Genomic DNA, 18,837 nt, shown 5'->3' on the forward strand with positions numbered 1-18,837 from the left:
AAGCTGAAGGGGAATTTAATCATATAAAAGTACTTTAAAACATTTCAGAAATGGTCTTTCCCTGCATATGCTGAATCAAATAATCTGGACCGCCTGCTTTTGAATCTGTCCCTGACATATTAAATCCACCAAAGGGTTGGTAACCAACAATCGCACCCGTACACCCTCTATTAATATATAAATTTCCAACATGAAAATCTTCACGTGCTTTTTCAATATGAGAACGATTATTCGAAATAACAGCACCCGTTAAGCCATACTCCGTATTATTCGCAATTTCCAGCGCATGAGCAAAATCACGCGCCTTACAGAAAGCAACTACAGGTCCGAAAATTTCCTCCTGCATAATACGTGCATGTTCTTCTACATGAGCGAATATAGTAGGCTGAATAAACCATCCTTCTCTATCATCCCCCTTGCCTCCAATCATTAACTTCCCTTCCTGTTTCCCTATTTCGATATAACTCATAACTTTATCAAAAGCCGCTTGGTCATTCATCGGTCCCATAAAATTTTCTTGATAAGCTGGATCACCAACCATTAACTTCTTCGTTAATTCAACAGCACGATTTAAAACCGTATCATACACATCCGCCACAACAACCGCCCGTGAGCAAGCTGAACATTTCTGACCTGAGAACCCGAATGCAGAGGCAACAATCGATTGCGCCGCAAGCTCTAAGTCTGCTTCTTTATCGACAACAATCGTATCCTTCCCTCCCATTTCCGCAATGACACGCTTCAACCAAATTTGACTATCCTGCACTTTCGATGCTCGTTCAAAAATACGAATCCCCACATCACGTGAACCCGTAAAACTAATAAAACGTGTGCTTGGATGATCCACCAAATAATCTCCTACTTCTGCTCCACTTCCCGGAATAAAGTTCACAACACCAGCAGGAAGACCCGATTCTTCAAGCACTTCAATAAACTTGGCTGCAATAACCGGAGTTGTACTAGCCGGTTTCAATAAGACCGTATTGCCTGATACGACAGCCGCCGTTGTCATCCCTGCCATAATTGCAAAAGCAAAATTCCATGGTGAAATAATAACACCTACTCCAAGTGGAATATAGGCAAAACGATTGAATTCAGATGGCCGACTTTCTACCGGAATCCCGTCCTTCAGCTTCAACATTTGCCGTCCATAATATTCCATAAAGTCAATTCCTTCTGCCGTATCCGCATCTGCTTCATTCCATGGTTTTCCCGCCTCTTTCACTAACCATGCTGAAAATTCATGCTTGCGACGCCGAACAATTGCAGCTGCACGAAAAAGAATATCCGCTCTCATCTCTGGCTTTGTCTTACGCCATGTTTTAAATGTTTCCGCAGCTACCTGCATCGCATTTTCTGCAAGTTGCTTATTTGCTTTTGACACATTGCCTATAACCTGGCTATGATTGGCTGGATTAACCGAAATAATTTTTTCTTTTGTTGAAATTCGCTCTCCCCCAATAATTAACGGATACTCTTGACCGAGGCACGCCCCCACCTTTGCTAGACCTGTTATGAAAGCATCTTTGTTTTCTTGTAAAGAAAAATCAGTAAATGGTTCATGTTTATAGGAAAATACCATCTCGTCATTCCTCCTCTTATTTCATCCAATTCTTCATCACAAACCAAACATTAGCCGGCCTTTCAGCTAAGCGTCTCATATAGTAACCGAACCAATCCTTTCCATACGGTACATAGACGCGTACTGTATATCCTTCACTTGCTAATTTCTTTTGCAAATCTTCGCGAATGCCAAAAAGCATTTGAAACTCAAATTGATCTCTTTTTATCTCTTTTTCTCTTACAAACTCTTTCACTTGATGAATAATCTGCTCGTCATGACTAGCTACCGCTGTATAATGCCCATTTAACAAATGCTGTTTAATAATTTTTAAATAATTCTTATCTACATCCACTTTCTTTGGAAAAGCCACTTCAGGTGATTCTTTATAAGCCCCTTTCACAAGACGAAGGTTGGCACTGATTTGACCCAAGTCTCGTAGATCCTGTTCCGTTCGATATAAATAAGCTTGTAAAACAAGACCTACTCCGTCATACATCTTCCGCAATCGCTTAAAGAGATCAATCGCTTGTTGACAATGTGCATAATCCTCCATATCAATCCGAACAAAAATCCGATGCTCACTCGCTTTATTTAGAATATGACACATCTGTTCAAAACATAAATCATCACTTATATCTAGTCCAAGCGATGTCAACTTAACAGATAAATGGGAAGGAACATTTGCTTCAGCAATTGCCTCTAACGCTTTCAAACACATATAAGCAGATTGCCTTGCCTCCGCTTCACTTTTTACAAATTCACCCAAATGATCTAATGTCGCTACTCGCCCGTCTTCATGTAACAGCCGTACTTGTGTAATTGCTTGTTCAATAGATAATCCTGCCACAAATTTTTGCGCACCTAGGTGCAACCCATATTTCGCAGCCCACTTATTCACGCGTTTATTTCTCGCTAAAAATTGAAAGAAGTTCCTCATTATCGCTTCCATTCCAATTCCTCCATTACGGTGAAAAGTGTTACAGCCACCCCTCTTATATTCATTATATTTTCCATACCTAAGCTTTTATTCTTTTTAAATAATAACTCTACAAGATTAACAAAAAAACGAATATTAACGCTTATATCATACGAAAGAACTAACATAATTGATTTTGCTGTTTCCCTTTCTATACTTTCATGCTACAATACTCCTAACAAAACATGTCAAATAATATTACATATTATTTTTTGAATATTCATAATAAGAGAAACGAAAGTCAACAACGTTATGTAACAGAACCTATTTTTTAATAAAGTCAGAAGGGAATGAGAATACATATGGGCTTTTTTGACTGGTTAGATTTTAAAGAAGGTCTCCCTTTATGGTGGTCGTATAGGTTAAATCGCTCATCCAAAGAGTCAGTCGAGGAAATTTTTGAAAGCATCGCGAAGACTCGCGTTAATCTTTTATACGAATGGACAAATGAGCGATGGGCTTCTTTAGAAAAACGAGCGCAAGAATTAGAACGTATCTCTGAGCAAGATTTAAATTCTTTTTTAGAAGTTTCCAAGGAAAAAAGTACATATTTTACTGAATTATTCATTCTAAACCCACAAGGAAAAGTAGTCTTTTCAAGCTACCCAAAGCATATCGGTCACACTTACAATACAAATCAAACTCCAATCTATAAAAAAGCAATAGAGCGGGTCATCCAAACGGAGCAGCACCTTCTTTACGGTCCCTTTACGGATTCGTTAACATTAGAAATCGGATCCCGCACTTCCAAATTCCATGATGAAGTTACGATTTTATTTTTCCAACCTGTCATAAAAGATGGCGCCCTCGTTTATATACTAGTCGGTCGACTTCCAAATGATGTGATAGGAGATTTAATTCAACGAGAGGCTGGACATATTTATCAAGATTCCGGCGATAATTATATTTTTATGATTGAATCTCACCTAGATCCATCTATCGAACAAGGGATAGCATTATCTCGCAGCCGGTTTGAAGACCACACCTTCTCACTCGGAGAGAATTTAAAAGATGGTGTAACAACAAAACATTGGGGAATTGTAAAAATTAAGAAGCATACTGAATTCGAAATTCGCTTCACCAATCCTGCCACAAAAAAATTACATCCTGGTGTTCAACATACAATTGATAATGGCGAAAATCTATTCGTTGAGTTCCCCGGATATTCTGATTATCGCCACATTCCCGTCATCGGAAAAGGAGTTACTTTCCAGCTGCCTGGTTCACCTGATGTTTGGGGGATGATGTGTGAAGGTGATTTAGAAGAAGTATATCGAACACGCTCTATCGGCTTTCGTCTGGGTAAAAGCTTCATCCTGCTTACCATGCTTGGAATTGTACTCTATCAACTTTTAACGGCTTTTTTCGTTCCGCCCTGGTTAGCTTTACTCATTAACATTTTATACGGTGTACTCGCCACTTCCTATTTTCATAAAAAACAATTAAAACCAATTGTTAATCGTCTAAATCGAATGACGGAAATGATTCAAACAATCGCAGAAGGCGGCGGTGACTTAACGATTCGTGTTAAAAAAGAACTGCTTTCCAATGATGAAACGGGGGCTATGGGACGCTGGGTTAATAATTTCATAGACAGTCAAGAAGAATTGATTTATCAAGTAAAATCAGCTGCACTTGATGTCGAACAAATGAATCAAACATTGCGTAAGCGAACCATTATCGTTGAGCAAAACTCCCATTCCGTTATTGAACAAATGAATGAAATGTTAGAGAGCACACAGCAGCAATTACACGACGTGCATCAAGCTATGAATCAAGTCAATCAAATCCACGAAACATTAAATGGTATGGAAAAAATGAGTCAGGAACAATTGCTTGAAGCACAAAAACAAGTCGCAGGCATTGACCATAAAATGAGCGAGATTGTGAAAAAGGTTCATGATACGCTCACCTTAACCGAAACATTCACACAATCTTCTCAAAATATTGAACGCATCGTCAATACAATCAATGCTATTGCTGAACAAACGAATTTACTCGCCTTAAACGCAACAATTGAAGCTGCTCGCGCTGGTGAGTATGGAAGAGGTTTTGCTGTTGTTGCCCAAGAAATACGCAAGCTCGCCGATCAAACGACTTTTGCAACAAAGGAAATTAAACATACGTTAGAAAACATCGAACACAGTTCTTCACTTGTTCAGAATTCTATTCAAAACAGCAGCGACGAAGTGGAAAAAGGTTCTGAATATATTCGCGTTGTACGTGATGTATTAACATCTATGTCTCAAGCATCGGCAACCCAACCAAATGTAACAGAACAGATGCGTGATATCATTCGCAGCATTGCCATCGTCAACGAACAAAACTTCCGTACGGTGGAAAATGTTGATATGTCCACTAAGAAAATGGTGCATTTAATTCAAGACACACGCTATGATAATGAACTAAGTTCTCTCGTAATCAATACACTTGCACAATATGTATCCAAGTTTCATCTTTCTAACGATAAATCTTAAAAAAATAGGTATCCCCTCAATATGGGGATACCTATTTTTTACTAATCTATTAAGCTTGTTGCGGCACAGCTAGGCCAAGTCCTTCAGCAACACGTGTACCATATTCTGGGTCTGCTTTATAGAAGTGGCTAATTTGACGGAGTTTAATTTCCTCAATCTCTACCGGCTTCATCGCCCCTACAATATTGGCTACTAGACGAGTACGCTCTTCTTCACTTAGCAAGCGATAAAGGTCACCAGCCTGAGTGTAATGATCATCATGATCATATGCTACTTGCGCAGCTTGTCCTGTTACATCAAATGGAGTAACTTTCGCTTCAGGTACTTCATTTGGACCACCAAAGCTATTTGGCTCATAGTATACAGAACGTCCACCATTACCATCTCCAGCCATAAAACCATCGCGTTGATGATTATTAACCTCTGCTTTTGGACGATTAACTGGAAGTTGGTTATGATTCGCACCAACACGGTAACGATGTGCATCTCCATATGCAAATAAGCGTCCTTGAAGCATTTTATCTGGAGAAGCTTCTACACCTGGTACAAATGTTCCTGGCGAGAATGTTGCTTGCTCTACTTCAGCAAAGTAGTTTTCTGGATTTTTATTTAGAACCATACGTCCTACTTCAATTAATGGATAATCTTTTTGAGACCAAACTTTTGTTACATCAAACGGGTCAAAGCGGTACGTGTCAGCATCTTCTAAAGGCATGATTTGAACGTAAAGCTTCCAAGCCGGGAAATCACCTTTTTCAATCGCATTGAATAAATCTTCTGTATGATAATCTGGATTTTCCCCCGCAAGTTTTGCAGCAAGGTCCACATCAAGGTTTTTAACTCCTTGTTCTGTTCTAAAGTGGTATTTTACCCATACCGCTTGTCCTTCTGCATTTACCCATTTAAACGTATGGCTTCCGTACCCATGTTGATGACGAAGAGTAGCTGGAATACCACGGTCAGACATTAAGATTGTTACTTGATGTAAAGATTCAGGAGAATGTGACCAGAAATCCCATACCGCTGTTGGATTTTTCAAATGCGTTCTCGGGTCTCTTTTTTGTGTATGAATGAAATCCGGGAATTTAATTGCATCACGAATAAAGAAAACAGGTGTATTATTCCCAACAATATCGTAGTTTCCTTCTTCTGTGTAGAACTTTACAGAGAATCCACGTGGGTCACGAACTGTATCAGCTGAACCTAATTCTCCAGCCACTGTTGAGAAACGAATAAACATGTCCGTTTCTTTCCCAACACCATTGAACAGTTTCGCTTTTGTATATTTCGATACATCATTTGTCACAGTGAAAGTACCATGTGCTCCAGCACCTTTTGCGTGAACAACTCGCTCTGGAACACGTTCGCGGTTGAAGTGAGCTAGTTTCTCTAATAAATGTACATCTTGAATTAGAACTGGTCCACGTTGTCCAGCTGTAATAGAGTTTTGATTATCGCCTACTGGTGCTCCCCAGCTTGTCGTTAGTTTTTTCGTCATCTTCACGTCACCTCTTAATTAGAATTATTATTGATAATTAATATAATAAACTATATTAATTAAAAATCAATACTTATTTATAATAATTTTAATAAAGTAATAATATTTATCTGGAATAACATCCTGAAAAATTGGTAAAATAAAAAGTAGAAATCTAGATTAATTATATAACTCCTATTAACTATTTTCCAATTTTGTATTCTTTCTTTTAAATATATGATTTTAATAATTTATCAATAAGCTCTAAGGAAAGGGTATAAAAGAGAATGACCAAAATTACTATATTCAATATAAATTATAAAAAGACCTAGTCTAGATCATTCATTTTCATCCTTTTTGAAAATCAAATGTTTCAGATATACAAAGGTGGGTGTCTAAAAAGTTCCTAAAATAGAGGTATCAATGAGATTCCCGTAAACAGCCCATTCCTTTGCTGGATTTTGTTGCTCATGGCTTCCATGAAGGACATTTTCCTGACTAAATTCCTCCATTTTGGTCTTAAACATACCTTTTGAGGACGGTAAAAAGTAATGAATGATCTTCTGATTCAACAAAACAAGAAGGCTGCCCCCAAAGCCATTTTCATGACTTTGGGGACAGCCTCCTTTGCATTAAGCATGTTTTGGTGCTTCTTTAGCATATATTTCTTCTGCTGGTTTAGCCCGTTTAATGAAAAACGATAAAAGTAATGCTACCCCTATAAGAACAGTAGCAACTAAGAATGCATCATTGATTCCATCCACCATCGCCTTCACCATTACTTCACCTTTGATAGCTACTAGCGCTTCAGCAGTCGGCTGCCCCATTACTTGACTCATCGCAGATTCCATTAATTCTTCGGCATGTGCTTCTGTCCGTTTAGACATCACCGTAACCAATAAAGCAGAACCAATTGCCCCTGACACTTGGGACAAGGTATTGTTCATAGCTGTACCGTGCGGATTCATTTGTTGTGGTAGTTGATTCAATCCATTTGTCATAATTGGCATCATAACCATGGACATACCAAACATCCGAACGGTGTACAGTGTAATCAGCTCCCAATATGGAGTTGTTAACGACAAAGTACTAAAATAGTACGTAGAAACAGCTGTAATTACTAATCCAATAATCGCTAGACTTCTTGCACCATGTTTATCAAATAGTTTACCGGTAATCGGCGACATAATCCCCATAACAATCGCACCCGGTAACATTAATAACCCTGAATGGATAGGTGAAATGCCTCGAATCGTTTGTACGTAAATAGGCATTAAAATCATGGCAGAAAACAGCGCCATATTCACGACCATCGAAATAACAGAAGAAAGTGCAAACATCGGATGTTTATAAATGCGGAAATCGAGCATGGGTCTCTCCAATTTCAATTGACGAAGAATAAATAAGATTAAAGCAATCGCTCCAATAATAATCGTTCCATAAACTTCTATATCTCCCCAGCCTTTATCTCCTGCAGAACTGAAACCGTATAATAATCCACCAAATCCTATACTCGATAAAACAAGCGAAAGTATATCAAGTGTAATATTTACTTTCTCTTTTTTATCTTTGAGCATAAAGAAAGCAAAGATTACAATAAGCGCTGCAATTGGTGCAATCATATAAAACAATGTTCTCCACGTGTAATGTTCAATAATCCACCCTGATAAAGTAGGACCAATTGCTGGAGCAAAAATCATGACTAACCCGAAAACACCCATTGCTGTTCCGCGCTTTTCAATCGGAAAACTTGTTAGCATAACATTCATCAACAACGGCATCATAATGGCAGAACCCGCGGCTTGAATCATGCGTCCCGCTAAAATAATTGCAAAACTAGGGGCGACTGCTGAAGCAACCGTACCAATTGTAAACAGAAGCATAGCTATTAAAAATAAATGCCTTACAGAATACTTCTGAATTAAAAAAGCTGTTGTTGGAATCAATACTCCATTTACTAACATGTACCCCGTTACCAACCATTGAACAGTCGTCGCTGAAATATCAAAATCTTTCATAATAGACGGTAAGGCTATATTCAATAACGTTCCATTCAAAAAAGCAATAAAAGCACCTGCTAACAGAATTCCAATAATCCCATACGGTGGACGCTTTGCATTTGCTGAATCGCTCATATTTTCGACCCCCTTGTACTACGAGTCCATTTTTTATACCATTGTTCTAATACAAAAATATCATACTCCTTTCATGCTATTTTGGCAATATCCATTCAAGTCAATTTGTCATCTGAATATAAATGAGATAGTATATTTTTTAGAACGACAGTCTAAAAGTTACAAGTTAAACATGCTTTCTTATTATTTTTAAAAGGTGATGTACCCAAATGAAAGAGCGGAAGCAGCAAGTGCTAAAGAATGCTCATCAGCTATTTGTCGAAAAAGGATATCAAGCAACATCTATTCAAGACATTTTAGACTATAGCGGGATTTCAAAAGGCACTTTCTATAATTATTTTTCTTCAAAAAGCGAATTACTAAAAGCAATCTTTATTTCCTTGCATAAAAATTTTGAAAAAGAACGAAATGAATTGCTTATTGGACAAGATCCTGCTGATATAGAAATTTTCATTAAACAAATGGAACTACGCATGCATTCCCATAAACAAAATAAATTGTTCATACTCGTTGAAGAAGTGTTTTTTTCAAATGATGAAGAATTGAAACAGTTTATTAAACGAAGTAAATTTTTCGAATTACGCTGGTTATATAATCGTTTTGTAGATATCTTCGGTGAAGACAAGAAACCCTATTTATTAGATTGCGCCATTATGTTTTTTGGAATCTTGCAGCACCAATCTCTTTATCACAGTACAACGAATTTAGATTTTAGTGAAACTGAATTAATTCGTTATTGTACGGACCGGCTAACAACACTTGTTGAAGATGTGAGCCAAAGAAAAGTGCAGCTAATCTCACCGGAACAATTCAGTACTTGGTTTCCAGATTGTTCAAATGATAAACAATCATCTAAAAACGAAATACTCCAAAGCATCGGTACATTAAAAAAAGAAATTGCCAAACTTCCAAATGATACAGAGCGAAAAAAATATATGCAATTGCTTGATTTTGTTCAAGAGGAATTACTATTAAAAAATGCTCCCCGTTATTTTCTAATTGAAAGTGCTATTTTATCCTTGAAAATATGCCCAGCTCTTCAAAAAACGAAAGCTCTTGATACATTGAAAACATTTATTGAGTAGGCTTCGTTGTTGATATATGGATAATCCAATTTATAGCTTATAAAACTTGACACTGATTCACCCCATATCTCTACACTCGGCCAATCAGAAATAAGGAAGCGAGCACGAAAAAGGCGAGAAGCTACTAATAGCTCCTCACCTTTTTCTTATCCTTCTCTTCTCTCAAGGCTTTAAGACCAACTTCTCGCCTTCCGGATTGTGTAAAACCGTTTTATGATACTTTCCTTCCACCCAATCATCCGCTTGATCATGATACCATTTGCTTTTCACATGTCCAGATTGTCCAGGACCAACCGTATGATAAGACTCACTTATATTTTTTAAACCAATAACAAAACGCCACGATCCTCCATGATTAACCGTACCATCATTGAGATAGGAAGCCGCCTTTACCGTAACAGAACTTCCTCCGACTGGTATACTACCATCAGAGTTAAATAAGTATTGTAACGGCGAAACGCTTGAAAGCGGATGATTAAAGCGAACTTGGTGATAGTCTCCCCAACTCCATTTCGCAACGTTGTCCCCTTGCATCTTTTCAATTTCCTTTAGTGTTGTCTGCAAGGAGTTCATCAACACTTGCTCTAAACCACCTGCTGCTTCTATCCATGGTCCCGGCTCTCCATTTAACGCTCTCCGTAACAGTTGATCCACCGCCTGCTTACGACCACCGAATAACTTCAATGTCTCTTCTGGAATTTTTTCTGCAAACAGCACATTTCCTATTTCCTGCATCCACAGATTAAAAATAAGGGGAGCTGCGGCACCTTTATTATCAATATAATTCCACTTTTGAAGTGCAGCTAGAGCTTTCTCTTCCTGTACACCCACTGAACCATTCAACACATGTAAAAATTGTGGAGCAAATTCTTTCGCCTGTAAATTCATTTCGTCCATCTGCAACCTCTGCATATCTTCTACTGTCAATTTCTTATTAGCTCTCAAATATTCTTGAATGCGCATTTGCCGAAATGACTGCGCCCAATTATGACTAATATGATACGGATAATCGTCACCAATCACTTTATTATTCGCTGTTGAGATAAATCCTTCTTTTGGATTGATTGTTTTTGGCAGCTCTTCAAATGGAATATACCCTTCCCACTCATATTCCTTTGTCCAACCTGGAACAGGAAGCAAGCTATCCCCTTTCTTTCTAATTGGGATTTTACCATTCGCCTTATAGGCAATTGTGCCATCCTTAGCCGCAAACACAAAATTTTGGGCTGGTGTTTCAAACTTAAATAGCGCTCGTTCGAATTCATCCCAGTTTTCTGCTCGATTCATATTTAAAACGGCTTCCAGCTCAGTAGATGGATCAAGCGCTGTCCAACGTAACGCTAAAACAGTATTCTTTCCGCTTGCACCAGCGAATTCAGAAATGACAGGGCCATGTCTTGTCACTGTTACTTGATAATCTATTGTTTTTCCGTCTTTTACTTGAATTGGTTCATCTATAATCTTCGCTTTTTTCCACTTGCCTGCGTATAAAAATTCACTTTTATTCTCCGGATTTCTTCTTTCAATATAGAGGTCCTGTACATCCGGTCCTGTGTTGGTCACCCCCCAAGCAATGTGTTCATTATGACCGAGAATAATTCCTGGAATACCAGCAAAGATAACACCGCTTACATTGATAGTTGGAGCTTGTAAATGCATTTGGTACCAAATCGATGGAGTAGCTAAGCCAAGATGAGGATCATCAGCTAATAAAGCGGAGCCTGATTCAGTTTTCTCACCACTAACAACCCAGTTATTGCTGCCGTTAAATTGATTAGGGATATAAGCTTTGGCGAAACTTTGCTCAATATCTAATTCTTCTTTCGAAATCACATATGGCGCATTCTCTGGATAGCTTGGGAATAAATCATAAGCTTGCTCCTTTGAGAAGCTTTGCAATAAATACTGTCGAAAAGCTTGGTCTTCCCAATGTCCTCCTAAATCAAAAGCCATATACTTAGCAATCGTCAGAGAATCGACTGGACTCCAGAACTCTGGTTCATATCCTAATAATGTAAATTCAACCGGCCACTTTCCACTTTTCTGCAATTGTTTAATATACAAATTCACTCCGTCTGCAAAAGCCTGAAGCACAGCTTTTCCTTCTTTAGAATATTGATTATAAGAAGCTTCCGCTGCTCTTCGCAATCCGAGCGTTCGAAAGTATTTATCCTTCTCAATTGTCGCTTCACCCACGACCTCACTGAGCCTCCCTGATGCCTGCCTTCTGCTTAAGTCCATTTGAAACAAACGATCTTGCGCTTGAATATAGCCTTGCGCTATATATAAATCTTGTTCATTTTTTGCCCGAATATGAGGAACTCCATGTGCATCGCGAATCACTTCAACAGATTGTGACAGCCCAGAAAGAGTCACCTCTCCTTTCGTTTCTGGAAGAGATCTAGTCACATATAGATTAAAGGCAATAAGGGCTGCTGCAGCTAATAATAGAAGAATCGCCACACCCCATAATGTTCGCCTGCTCCACTTCCGTTTTGGCTTTTGCTTCGGCAGCACTGTCTCCATTTCCCCACCTGCTTTCTTAAACTAAGAACTTAGTTATAGGACCTGGCCAATAACCATATTATCCCATATAACTTTATTAATACATATTCGCCTTGTATACTATCTTTCCTATCTCAAATTACACATTTATCTAAAAATTCACAGAACAAAAGCGCAAGCGCCTTGATTAGCCCCGACAAGCGGTAGAGAGCCAGAAGGTGAAGTCGCCCTTTGACTTCATCGACTGGGGCAGACTGCGACCTTGAGGGACTAGGCGCTGGAACTGGATATCGAAACGCTTATCCACAATTCAAGAATTTTATAGTTTCCTAGACGACAAAAAAGCTGACATTTAATCAGCCCTTTTCTCTATCATTCCTATACTTTAAACGTATGTACTATGCTCTCCATTTCGGCACCCAATTCTTATAAAGAGTGCGTAAAAGAACTGATTTCTTCGGTAGCTGCCGCTTGTTCATTAACCGCGTTCATCACACTTTCTGTTGCTGTCTCTACTTTTTCATCGCTTTCGTCTAATTTCAATGACTTCCTTTTTATCATAGGTGATATAAACCGTTTCACCAATTTTATAATTAATATAGCGATCGCAATCGATTTCTAACGTCTCACCGTTACTAAAATCCATCGCACAATTTGACCCTTCTTCTGTTTGCGAAACAGAAATGACTTTTTCTGTTTTAAATCCAATGGCTTTCCCATCACCGAAGTGAGGATAATATTTTTCTTCAATCACGACTTTTTCTAGGCCTCTCGGATTTACAGAAGTGAAAATGGTGAGTGTAACAAATACTCCGACTAAGAATACTAGAATAATTGCTTTAGGATTCAATCACACACTTCCCTTTTGATTAGAAAACTCGACTCTAGTTCGCTTTTAAGACAGAGACTCTGTTCTCCTTATACTATCAGCCTTAAATTGGCTACTAAACTGAGATTACTTCTCAGCAACCAATCATACATTTTAGTAGTACAAGAAAATATATTTCAGAACAAGCGTGAATATGCTCGTTTCTTCACCTTCTCAATCGATAACGAACACATCATAGCCAACATAAGTAAAATGGATACAGAAGCAATCACGCCGGGCCATGCGAATCGATGCAGAAATAGTCCGCCTACAGCCCCAACGATACTCGAACCTGCATAATAAAATAATAAATAGAGAGAAGAAGCTTGAGCTTTCTCTGTTTTATCCGCAAGTAGCCCCACCCAGCTGCTCGCAATCGAATGAGCACCAAAGAAACCAAACGTAAATAATGCTAAACCGATTATCTTCAATGCTAAAGGAGCAGCTAATGTAACGAGAGCGCCTACAGCCATAATCAAAATACCTAATGCCATTACTTTTGTCCGTTCAAACCGATCCGCCATTTTCCCCATCCATGTCGAGCTAAATGTACCTACTAAATAGATAAGGAAAATGAAACCAATCACTGTTTGTGACAAATTATATGGTGGTTCCATAAGCGGAATGCCTACATAATTATAAACAGTAACAAACGAGCCCATTAAAAAAAAGGCAATCAGAAATAAACAAATAAGCTCTCGTTTTTTCAAATTATTTAGTAACGATTGCTTCATCCAAGAAAGCGAAATAGAGTGACGAACCGTATGTTGAGGTGCAGGCAACATCCACCAAAAAGCGAAACTAATGAGTAAACTTAACACACCAAGGCTTCCAATGGCTACTTGCCAAGAAAAATGATCTGTTAGTACTCCAATAATCAACCGGCCTGAAAGTCCGCCAATACTCGAACCGCTCACATATACTCCAATCACATACCCTAAGCTTTTGGGGTGAAATTCTTCATTAATATAAGCCATTGCGATTGCTGGAAATCCAGCTAATACTGCACCTTGCAAAGCCCGAATAGCAATGAGCGTATACAAATTAGACGTTAAAGCGACACATATTGATAAAATAGCAGATAAGGTTAACGCTATCCCCATCGTTTTTTTTCGATCAATCTTTTCCGATAAAAACGAAACAATCAACAAACAAATGGCTAATGTCCCCGTCGAAAACGAAAGCGTTAAACTCGCTGTAGCCGGCGTCACACTGAATTGTTTAACAAACATTGGAATCACTGGCTGTGTGCTATATAAATCCGCAAACGTGACAAAGCTTCCAAGAAATAACGCTAAAAGGGTGACTCGAAATGACTTTCCTGATAGATCAATATACTTCACAATCTTCAGACCTTTCGACATAAACTACTATTATCGTAATACTTTTTCCGAATATTGTCTATTTCCATATATATAGGTTCTACCTGTTAAAACGACATAAACATGTTTATTGGAATACGCTGTTGATTTTTAACTCCCGCTTGTGTGAGACCATGTTCTCACACGCTTTTCAGCTATAATGAAATGAACATAAGCTTGTTTCACACAGCCGAAAAAAGCCTCACCGAATGGGGAGGCCCTTGCACTTTACCAAATAATAAACATTAAAATAACAGCAATAACAATACGATAAATCGCAAATGGTGTAAGCTTAATTTTATCAATCAGCTGTAAGAAGAATCTAATAAAAATAAGCGCAAAAATGAAGGCACTTACGAAACCGACAATGAAGAATGGAATCATATCAGGTGTAAAGAACTCCCAATATTTCATCATTTTCAATAAACTTGCACCAGCCATAATTGGCACAGCCATAATAAAGGTAAAATCAGATGCCGCTCGGTAGCTCATCCCAAGTAATACCCCACCTGAAATGGTTGAACCGGAGCGTGAAAATCCTGGCCATAGGGCGATACACTGAAACAAACCAACCTGAAATGCTTGTTTATATGTAATCTGATCGACAGTTTGTGCCGTTACCTTTGGACGGAACTTATCTGCAGCAATCATTAAAAATGCTCCAAAAAAGAGACCTACTACAACCGTTTCAACAGAAAATAAATATTCATCAATCCAATCTTCAAACAATAGACCAAACACCATCGCAGGTAAAAGTCCAACAAAAATTTGTAATAAATTCAACTTCGGACCGTTTGCAGCCTCTTTTTTCTTCAAACCTAATAGGTCCATAAATCGACCCCAAAACAAAACAACAACCGCTAAAATAGAACCAAGTTGAATCACAACTTTAAATGCATTTGCAACTTCACTACCTAGCAATTCTTGCGATTTTAACCATAAATCATCGACAATAATCATATGTCCTGTTGACGAAACAGGAGCAAACTCTGTTAGTCCTTCAACAAGCCCTAAAATAACAGCTACGAATAATTCCCATAAATTCATCTTGCCACCTCAGCATTTTTTACTTACATAGCTAGATTCTATCGCTTGTTCACTATAAAGTCTAATGTAAATTGCTGAAATCTTTATGTACAATAAGTAAAATAATAACATCCTATACTTTATAAAACGCTTTATTATCAACAAATCCTTACAAACAAGAAAAAGAAGGAGAACTATGCTCCTTCTTTTTCAATCCATATTTATTAAGTTTAATTAACGACCGCCTAGTTGTTGTTCGGCCATTTGTACTAAACGCTTTGTAATTTCTCCACCAACTGATCCGTTTGCACGGGAAGTTGTGTCAGGCCCTAAATTCACACCAAATTCACTAGCAATTTCATACTTCATTTGCTCAAGAGCTTGTTCTACTCCAGGCACTAATAAGTTGTTGCTATTGTTATTTGCCATGTTTATCACCTCCTAGTACTATTATCTTTCATCATTCAAAAATTATAATTGCCAAATTAATGCATCATGAATCGTTATTCAAATACATACAATTCTTATATCGTAGTGTTTTAGGAGGGAAGTACATTGCAAATCCACGTTGTCAAACCAGGTCAAACGTTATTTAGTATCGCTCAAACATATAGCGTCGGTGTCGATAGAATTATTCAAACAAATCAGCTTCCAAATCCCAACAATCTTGTCACCGGTCAAGCACTTGTCATTCCGATTATCGGCAGTTATCATTTCGTACAACCAGGCGACAGTTTATATACAATCTCAGAAAAAGCAAGCATTCCATATGAACAAATTGTAAGAGCCAACGGCATTTCCCCTGCTGCCCAATTAACCATTAACACTCGTCTCTACATCCCAGCTCGTCAAAAAACAACAGCTGAATTTGTCGGTTATGTGGAGTCCCGCGATGAAACTGTTTCAAAAACGTTAGAAGCATCCGCCATAGAAAGTGCTCCTTATTTAACTCACCTTGCCCCTTTTAGCTTTCAAGCACTTCGGGATGGCTCATTAAAGGAACCGATACTAAGTAATTTCTCAGACATCGCTAGAGATAATCGGACAATCTTAATGATGGTCATCAACAACCTGGAAAACGGCCAATTTAGCGAAGAGCTTGGTTATATCCTATTAAACAGTACATCTGTACAAAACAAACTGTTGAATAACATTACAACGACTGCACAAAAATACAACTTTAAACATATTCATTTTGACTTTGAATATCTGCGTTCCACTGATCGAGAAACATATAATCAATTTTTACGAAAAGCGAAAGAACGCTTCCACAAAGAAGGCTGGCTCCTTTCAACCTCCTTAGCTCCAAAGACAAACAGGGAGCAAAAGGGGCGTTGGTATGAAAGTCATGATTATAAAGCACATGGTGAAATTGTTGATATGGTGGTAATTATGCCCTATGAATGGGGCTACAGCAGAGGTCCTGCAATGGCTGTATCACCGATTGGCCCTGTTCGCCAAGTATTGGAATATGCCGTATCTGAAATGCCTTCAAAAAAAATTGTAATGGGGCACAACCCATATGGTTACGATTGGACACTTCCATTCGTACAAGGGTCGACAGCCAAAGCGATTAGTCCTCAACGAGCTATTCAAATTGCGGCTGCAAATCAAGCGGTGATTGAATACGATGAAAAAGCACAAGCTCCTTTTTTTCATTACAAAGATCAAGCGGAAAAAAAACATGAAGTCTGGTTTGAAGATGCTCGTTCGATTCAAGCAAAATTCGATTTATTGAAAGAATTAAACTTACGGGGAATGAGCTATTGGAAATTAGGACTTTCCTTCCCTCAAAATTGGCTGCTCATTAGTGATAATTTTAATGTTAGAAAGCGTAGTTAATCCACTCGCCTTCCCTCCTAATGGGGGGCTTTATTCGTTTTATACCTTATGAACTTTTCCTTTTTTGCCCATACTATAGAAAGGCTCGAAAGGTGGATTTTCTAAAATGTCTCATACGAATATTGTTAGCCGTAAATTTTCACGTATCCCCTATTTATTGAAATTGTTATCTATTGTTTTCGTATTTTTGTTTCTATTTGGGACACTCATTCATTTAATTGAACCAGACACTTTCCCTAAAATAACCGATGGAATTTGGTGGGTAATTGTAACAATAGCAACAGTTGGCTATGGAGACTATGCACCAAAAACTTTAGTCGGCAGAATAATTGGCACTATACTCATTTTAACTGGTGTAGGCATTCTTACCTCCTATTTTGCATCCATTGCTAAAGTAGCCATTTCAAAAGAAGAACAATTTTTAAACGGCACAAAAACTTTTAATGGAAGTAACCACTATATTATTGTCGGATGGAATGAACGTTCAAAAACAATTATTGAGGAAATTCATGAGAGGAGACATGAACAAGCCATTGTATTAATTGACAATACATTACGAGAACATCCCCTTCCACGAACAAATATCCATTTTGTACAGGGAAGAGCAACTGTAGATGATGTGTTATTAAAAGCAAATATAAGAGAAGCCTCTCTGGTCCTTATTACGACTGATTTTAAGCAAAACGAAATGCAGACCGATATGTTTTCTATTTTAACCTTACTTGCCGTAAAAGGTTTGAATCCAAATGTATATTGTCTAGTAGAAATTTTAACCCAAGAACAGAAAGAGAATGCAAGAAGAGCTGGAGCAGATGGATTAGTGGAAACTAATAAGTTCGCTAGTGAATATATATTACATTTCCTGCTATCAGGACAAGCCGTAGAAATTCAAGGAGAATGGTTTGGCATTCATATTGCTGAACTGGCTATGCAGCATGAATGGACACATCTAACGTTTCAGCAATTAAGCAATCTTTTGTTAGAGCAGGATATTCTTTTAATTGGCATTATGAGAGGAGGCAAAAAACGATTCAAACCCCCTGCTCACACCCCCTTACAAGCAAATGATTCTTTATTAATCATGGCAGAAAGTTATTAAGCGTTATAACAATGCCTTTTCTACATCTTGGACAAGGGATTTCCCATAGGAAATATACTTCTCTGGGAAATCTGCGTCTGAATCTTCTGGAGCGGCAAATTGGTTAAAGGAGGCGGAGAAATTACCAATATCCCCGTCATTATCCAAATCTCCTTCATATTGATGCGCTAACAAATAAGGACGCAATAGCTTGACTTTTGTTCCATCACGATCAAGCGTTCCATCAACAGCTTGGAATGGAAGACGCAGAAATTGATAACCATCTTTATTATTAATTAAATAATCAAAAGAACCGTGGTCGTAATCCCAATTCCCACCAATTACATAACCAAGAGGTTTCAGCTTTTGTTCTAAATCCCATAAACTAAATGTTTTCCCTTCCAATTCGGATGAAACTTCAATCATGACTAAAACTCCTTCTA

General features: G+C 38.1%; 15 protein-coding genes. 4 read left to right on the plus strand and 11 right to left on the minus strand.

The annotated features are described in order from the left end of the window. Positions 1–34 precede the first annotated feature (34 nt). Positions 35–1,582, minus strand: a complete 1,548-nt coding sequence (gene pruA, locus BAOM_RS20505; protein ID WP_127761865.1) for an L-glutamate gamma-semialdehyde dehydrogenase — start codon at positions 1,580–1,582, stop codon at positions 35–37. Between the two features lie 16 nt (positions 1,583–1,598). Further along, entirely contained in the window at positions 1,599–2,513 is a 915-nt protein-coding gene (locus tag BAOM_RS20510; RefSeq protein ID WP_127761866.1) for a proline dehydrogenase family protein, read from the minus strand. A gap of 317 nt (positions 2,514–2,830) precedes the next feature. Between BAOM_RS20510 and BAOM_RS20515 the strand changes: the two genes are divergently transcribed. After that, entirely contained in the window at positions 2,831–5,017 is a 2,187-nt protein-coding gene (locus tag BAOM_RS20515) for a methyl-accepting chemotaxis protein (protein WP_252282662.1), read from the plus strand. Positions 5,018–5,066: 49 nt separating this feature from the next. Here the strand turns inward: BAOM_RS20515 and katA are convergent, their stop codons facing one another. The 3 genes from katA to BAOM_RS20530 form a co-directional block, all read right to left on the minus strand. Next, positions 5,067–6,515: a catalase KatA gene (gene katA, locus BAOM_RS20520; protein ID WP_127761867.1), complete on the minus strand. Its 1,449-nt coding sequence runs from the start codon at positions 6,513–6,515 to the stop codon at positions 5,067–5,069. Positions 6,516–6,889: 374 nt separating this feature from the next. Beyond that, positions 6,890–7,069 carry a hypothetical protein gene (locus BAOM_RS20525; RefSeq protein ID WP_127761868.1) on the minus strand — a complete coding sequence of 60 codons (180 nt, stop codon included), beginning with the start codon at positions 7,067–7,069 and terminating at the stop codon, positions 6,890–6,892. A 57-nt stretch (positions 7,070–7,126) separates the two neighbouring features. Continuing rightward, a complete protein-coding gene (locus tag BAOM_RS20530) occupies positions 7,127–8,629 on the minus strand; it encodes a DHA2 family efflux MFS transporter permease subunit (protein WP_127761869.1) in 1,503 nt (500 codons plus the stop codon). A 209-nt stretch (positions 8,630–8,838) separates the two neighbouring features. On the opposite strand from BAOM_RS20530, the gene BAOM_RS20535 reads away from it, so the two are divergent. Beyond that, positions 8,839–9,714, plus strand: a complete 876-nt coding sequence (locus BAOM_RS20535) for a TetR/AcrR family transcriptional regulator (protein ID WP_127761870.1) — start codon at positions 8,839–8,841, stop codon at positions 9,712–9,714. 162 nt (positions 9,715–9,876) lie between these two features. Here the strand turns inward: BAOM_RS20535 and BAOM_RS20540 are convergent, their stop codons facing one another. The 5 genes from BAOM_RS20540 to BAOM_RS20560 all read right to left on the minus strand — a co-directional run bounded on the left by BAOM_RS20540 (position 9,877) and on the right by BAOM_RS20560 (position 15,903). Continuing rightward, positions 9,877–12,240, minus strand: coding sequence for a penicillin acylase family protein (locus BAOM_RS20540; RefSeq protein ID WP_127761871.1), 2,364 nt, complete (start codon positions 12,238–12,240; stop codon positions 9,877–9,879). 499 nt (positions 12,241–12,739) lie between these two features. Beyond that, a complete protein-coding gene (locus BAOM_RS20545; RefSeq protein WP_127761872.1) occupies positions 12,740–13,069 on the minus strand; it encodes an HU family DNA-binding protein in 330 nt (109 codons plus the stop codon). 155 nt (positions 13,070–13,224) lie between these two features. Continuing rightward, entirely contained in the window at positions 13,225–14,430 is a 1,206-nt protein-coding gene (locus tag BAOM_RS20550; RefSeq protein WP_252282664.1) for an MFS transporter, read from the minus strand. 246 nt (positions 14,431–14,676) lie between these two features. Further along, positions 14,677–15,495, minus strand: coding sequence for an undecaprenyl-diphosphate phosphatase (locus BAOM_RS20555; protein ID WP_127761874.1), 819 nt, complete (start codon positions 15,493–15,495; stop codon positions 14,677–14,679). A 213-nt stretch (positions 15,496–15,708) separates the two neighbouring features. Beyond that, positions 15,709–15,903, minus strand: a complete 195-nt coding sequence (locus BAOM_RS20560; protein ID WP_119117277.1) for an alpha/beta-type small acid-soluble spore protein — start codon at positions 15,901–15,903, stop codon at positions 15,709–15,711. Between the two features lie 126 nt (positions 15,904–16,029). On the opposite strand from BAOM_RS20560, the gene BAOM_RS20565 reads away from it, so the two are divergent. Both BAOM_RS20565 and BAOM_RS20570 read left to right on the plus strand, forming a co-directional pair. Continuing rightward, positions 16,030–17,316: a glycosyl hydrolase family 18 protein gene (locus BAOM_RS20565; protein ID WP_127761875.1), complete on the plus strand. Its 1,287-nt coding sequence runs from the start codon at positions 16,030–16,032 to the stop codon at positions 17,314–17,316. 106 nt (positions 17,317–17,422) lie between these two features. Next, positions 17,423–18,415, plus strand: coding sequence for a potassium channel family protein (locus tag BAOM_RS20570; RefSeq protein ID WP_127761876.1), 993 nt, complete (start codon positions 17,423–17,425; stop codon positions 18,413–18,415). A 3-nt stretch (positions 18,416–18,418) separates the two neighbouring features. Here the strand turns inward: BAOM_RS20570 and BAOM_RS20575 are convergent, their stop codons facing one another. Beyond that, positions 18,419–18,820, minus strand: a complete 402-nt coding sequence (locus tag BAOM_RS20575; RefSeq protein ID WP_127761877.1) for a YugN-like family protein — start codon at positions 18,818–18,820, stop codon at positions 18,419–18,421. Positions 18,821–18,837: the final 17 nt, after the last annotated feature.

Origin of the sequence: Peribacillus asahii (genome assembly GCF_004006295.1) — a bacterium.
Lineage (GTDB): Bacteria > Bacillota > Bacilli > Bacillales > DSM-1321 > Peribacillus > Peribacillus asahii_A.

Excerpts from the sequence above, each read along its gene's own strand:
- BAOM_RS20555 (WP_127761874.1), bottom strand. The coding sequence starts at position 15,495 with ATGAATTTATGGGAATTATTCGTAGCTGTTATTTTAGGGCTTGTTGAA.
- BAOM_RS20515 (WP_252282662.1), top strand. The coding sequence starts at position 2,831 with ATGAGAATACATATGGGCTTTTTTGACTGGTTAGATTTTAAAGAAGGT.
- BAOM_RS20535 (WP_127761870.1), top strand. The coding sequence starts at position 8,839 with ATGAAAGAGCGGAAGCAGCAAGTGCTAAAGAATGCTCATCAGCTATTT.
- BAOM_RS20575 (WP_127761877.1), bottom strand. The coding sequence starts at position 18,820 with ATGATTGAAGTTTCATCCGAATTGGAAGGGAAAACATTTAGTTTATGG.
- BAOM_RS20510 (WP_127761866.1), bottom strand. The coding sequence starts at position 2,513 with ATGGAAGCGATAATGAGGAACTTCTTTCAATTTTTAGCGAGAAATAAA.
- katA (WP_127761867.1), bottom strand. The coding sequence starts at position 6,515 with ATGACGAAAAAACTAACGACAAGCTGGGGAGCACCAGTAGGCGATAAT.
- BAOM_RS20560 (WP_119117277.1), bottom strand. The coding sequence starts at position 15,903 with ATGGCAAATAACAATAGCAACAACTTATTAGTGCCTGGAGTAGAACAA.
- BAOM_RS20570 (WP_127761876.1), top strand. The coding sequence starts at position 17,423 with ATGTCTCATACGAATATTGTTAGCCGTAAATTTTCACGTATCCCCTAT.
- pruA (WP_127761865.1), bottom strand. The coding sequence starts at position 1,582 with ATGGTATTTTCCTATAAACATGAACCATTTACTGATTTTTCTTTACAA.
- BAOM_RS20540 (WP_127761871.1), bottom strand. The coding sequence starts at position 12,240 with ATGGAGACAGTGCTGCCGAAGCAAAAGCCAAAACGGAAGTGGAGCAGG.
- BAOM_RS20530 (WP_127761869.1), bottom strand. The coding sequence starts at position 8,629 with ATGAGCGATTCAGCAAATGCAAAGCGTCCACCGTATGGGATTATTGGA.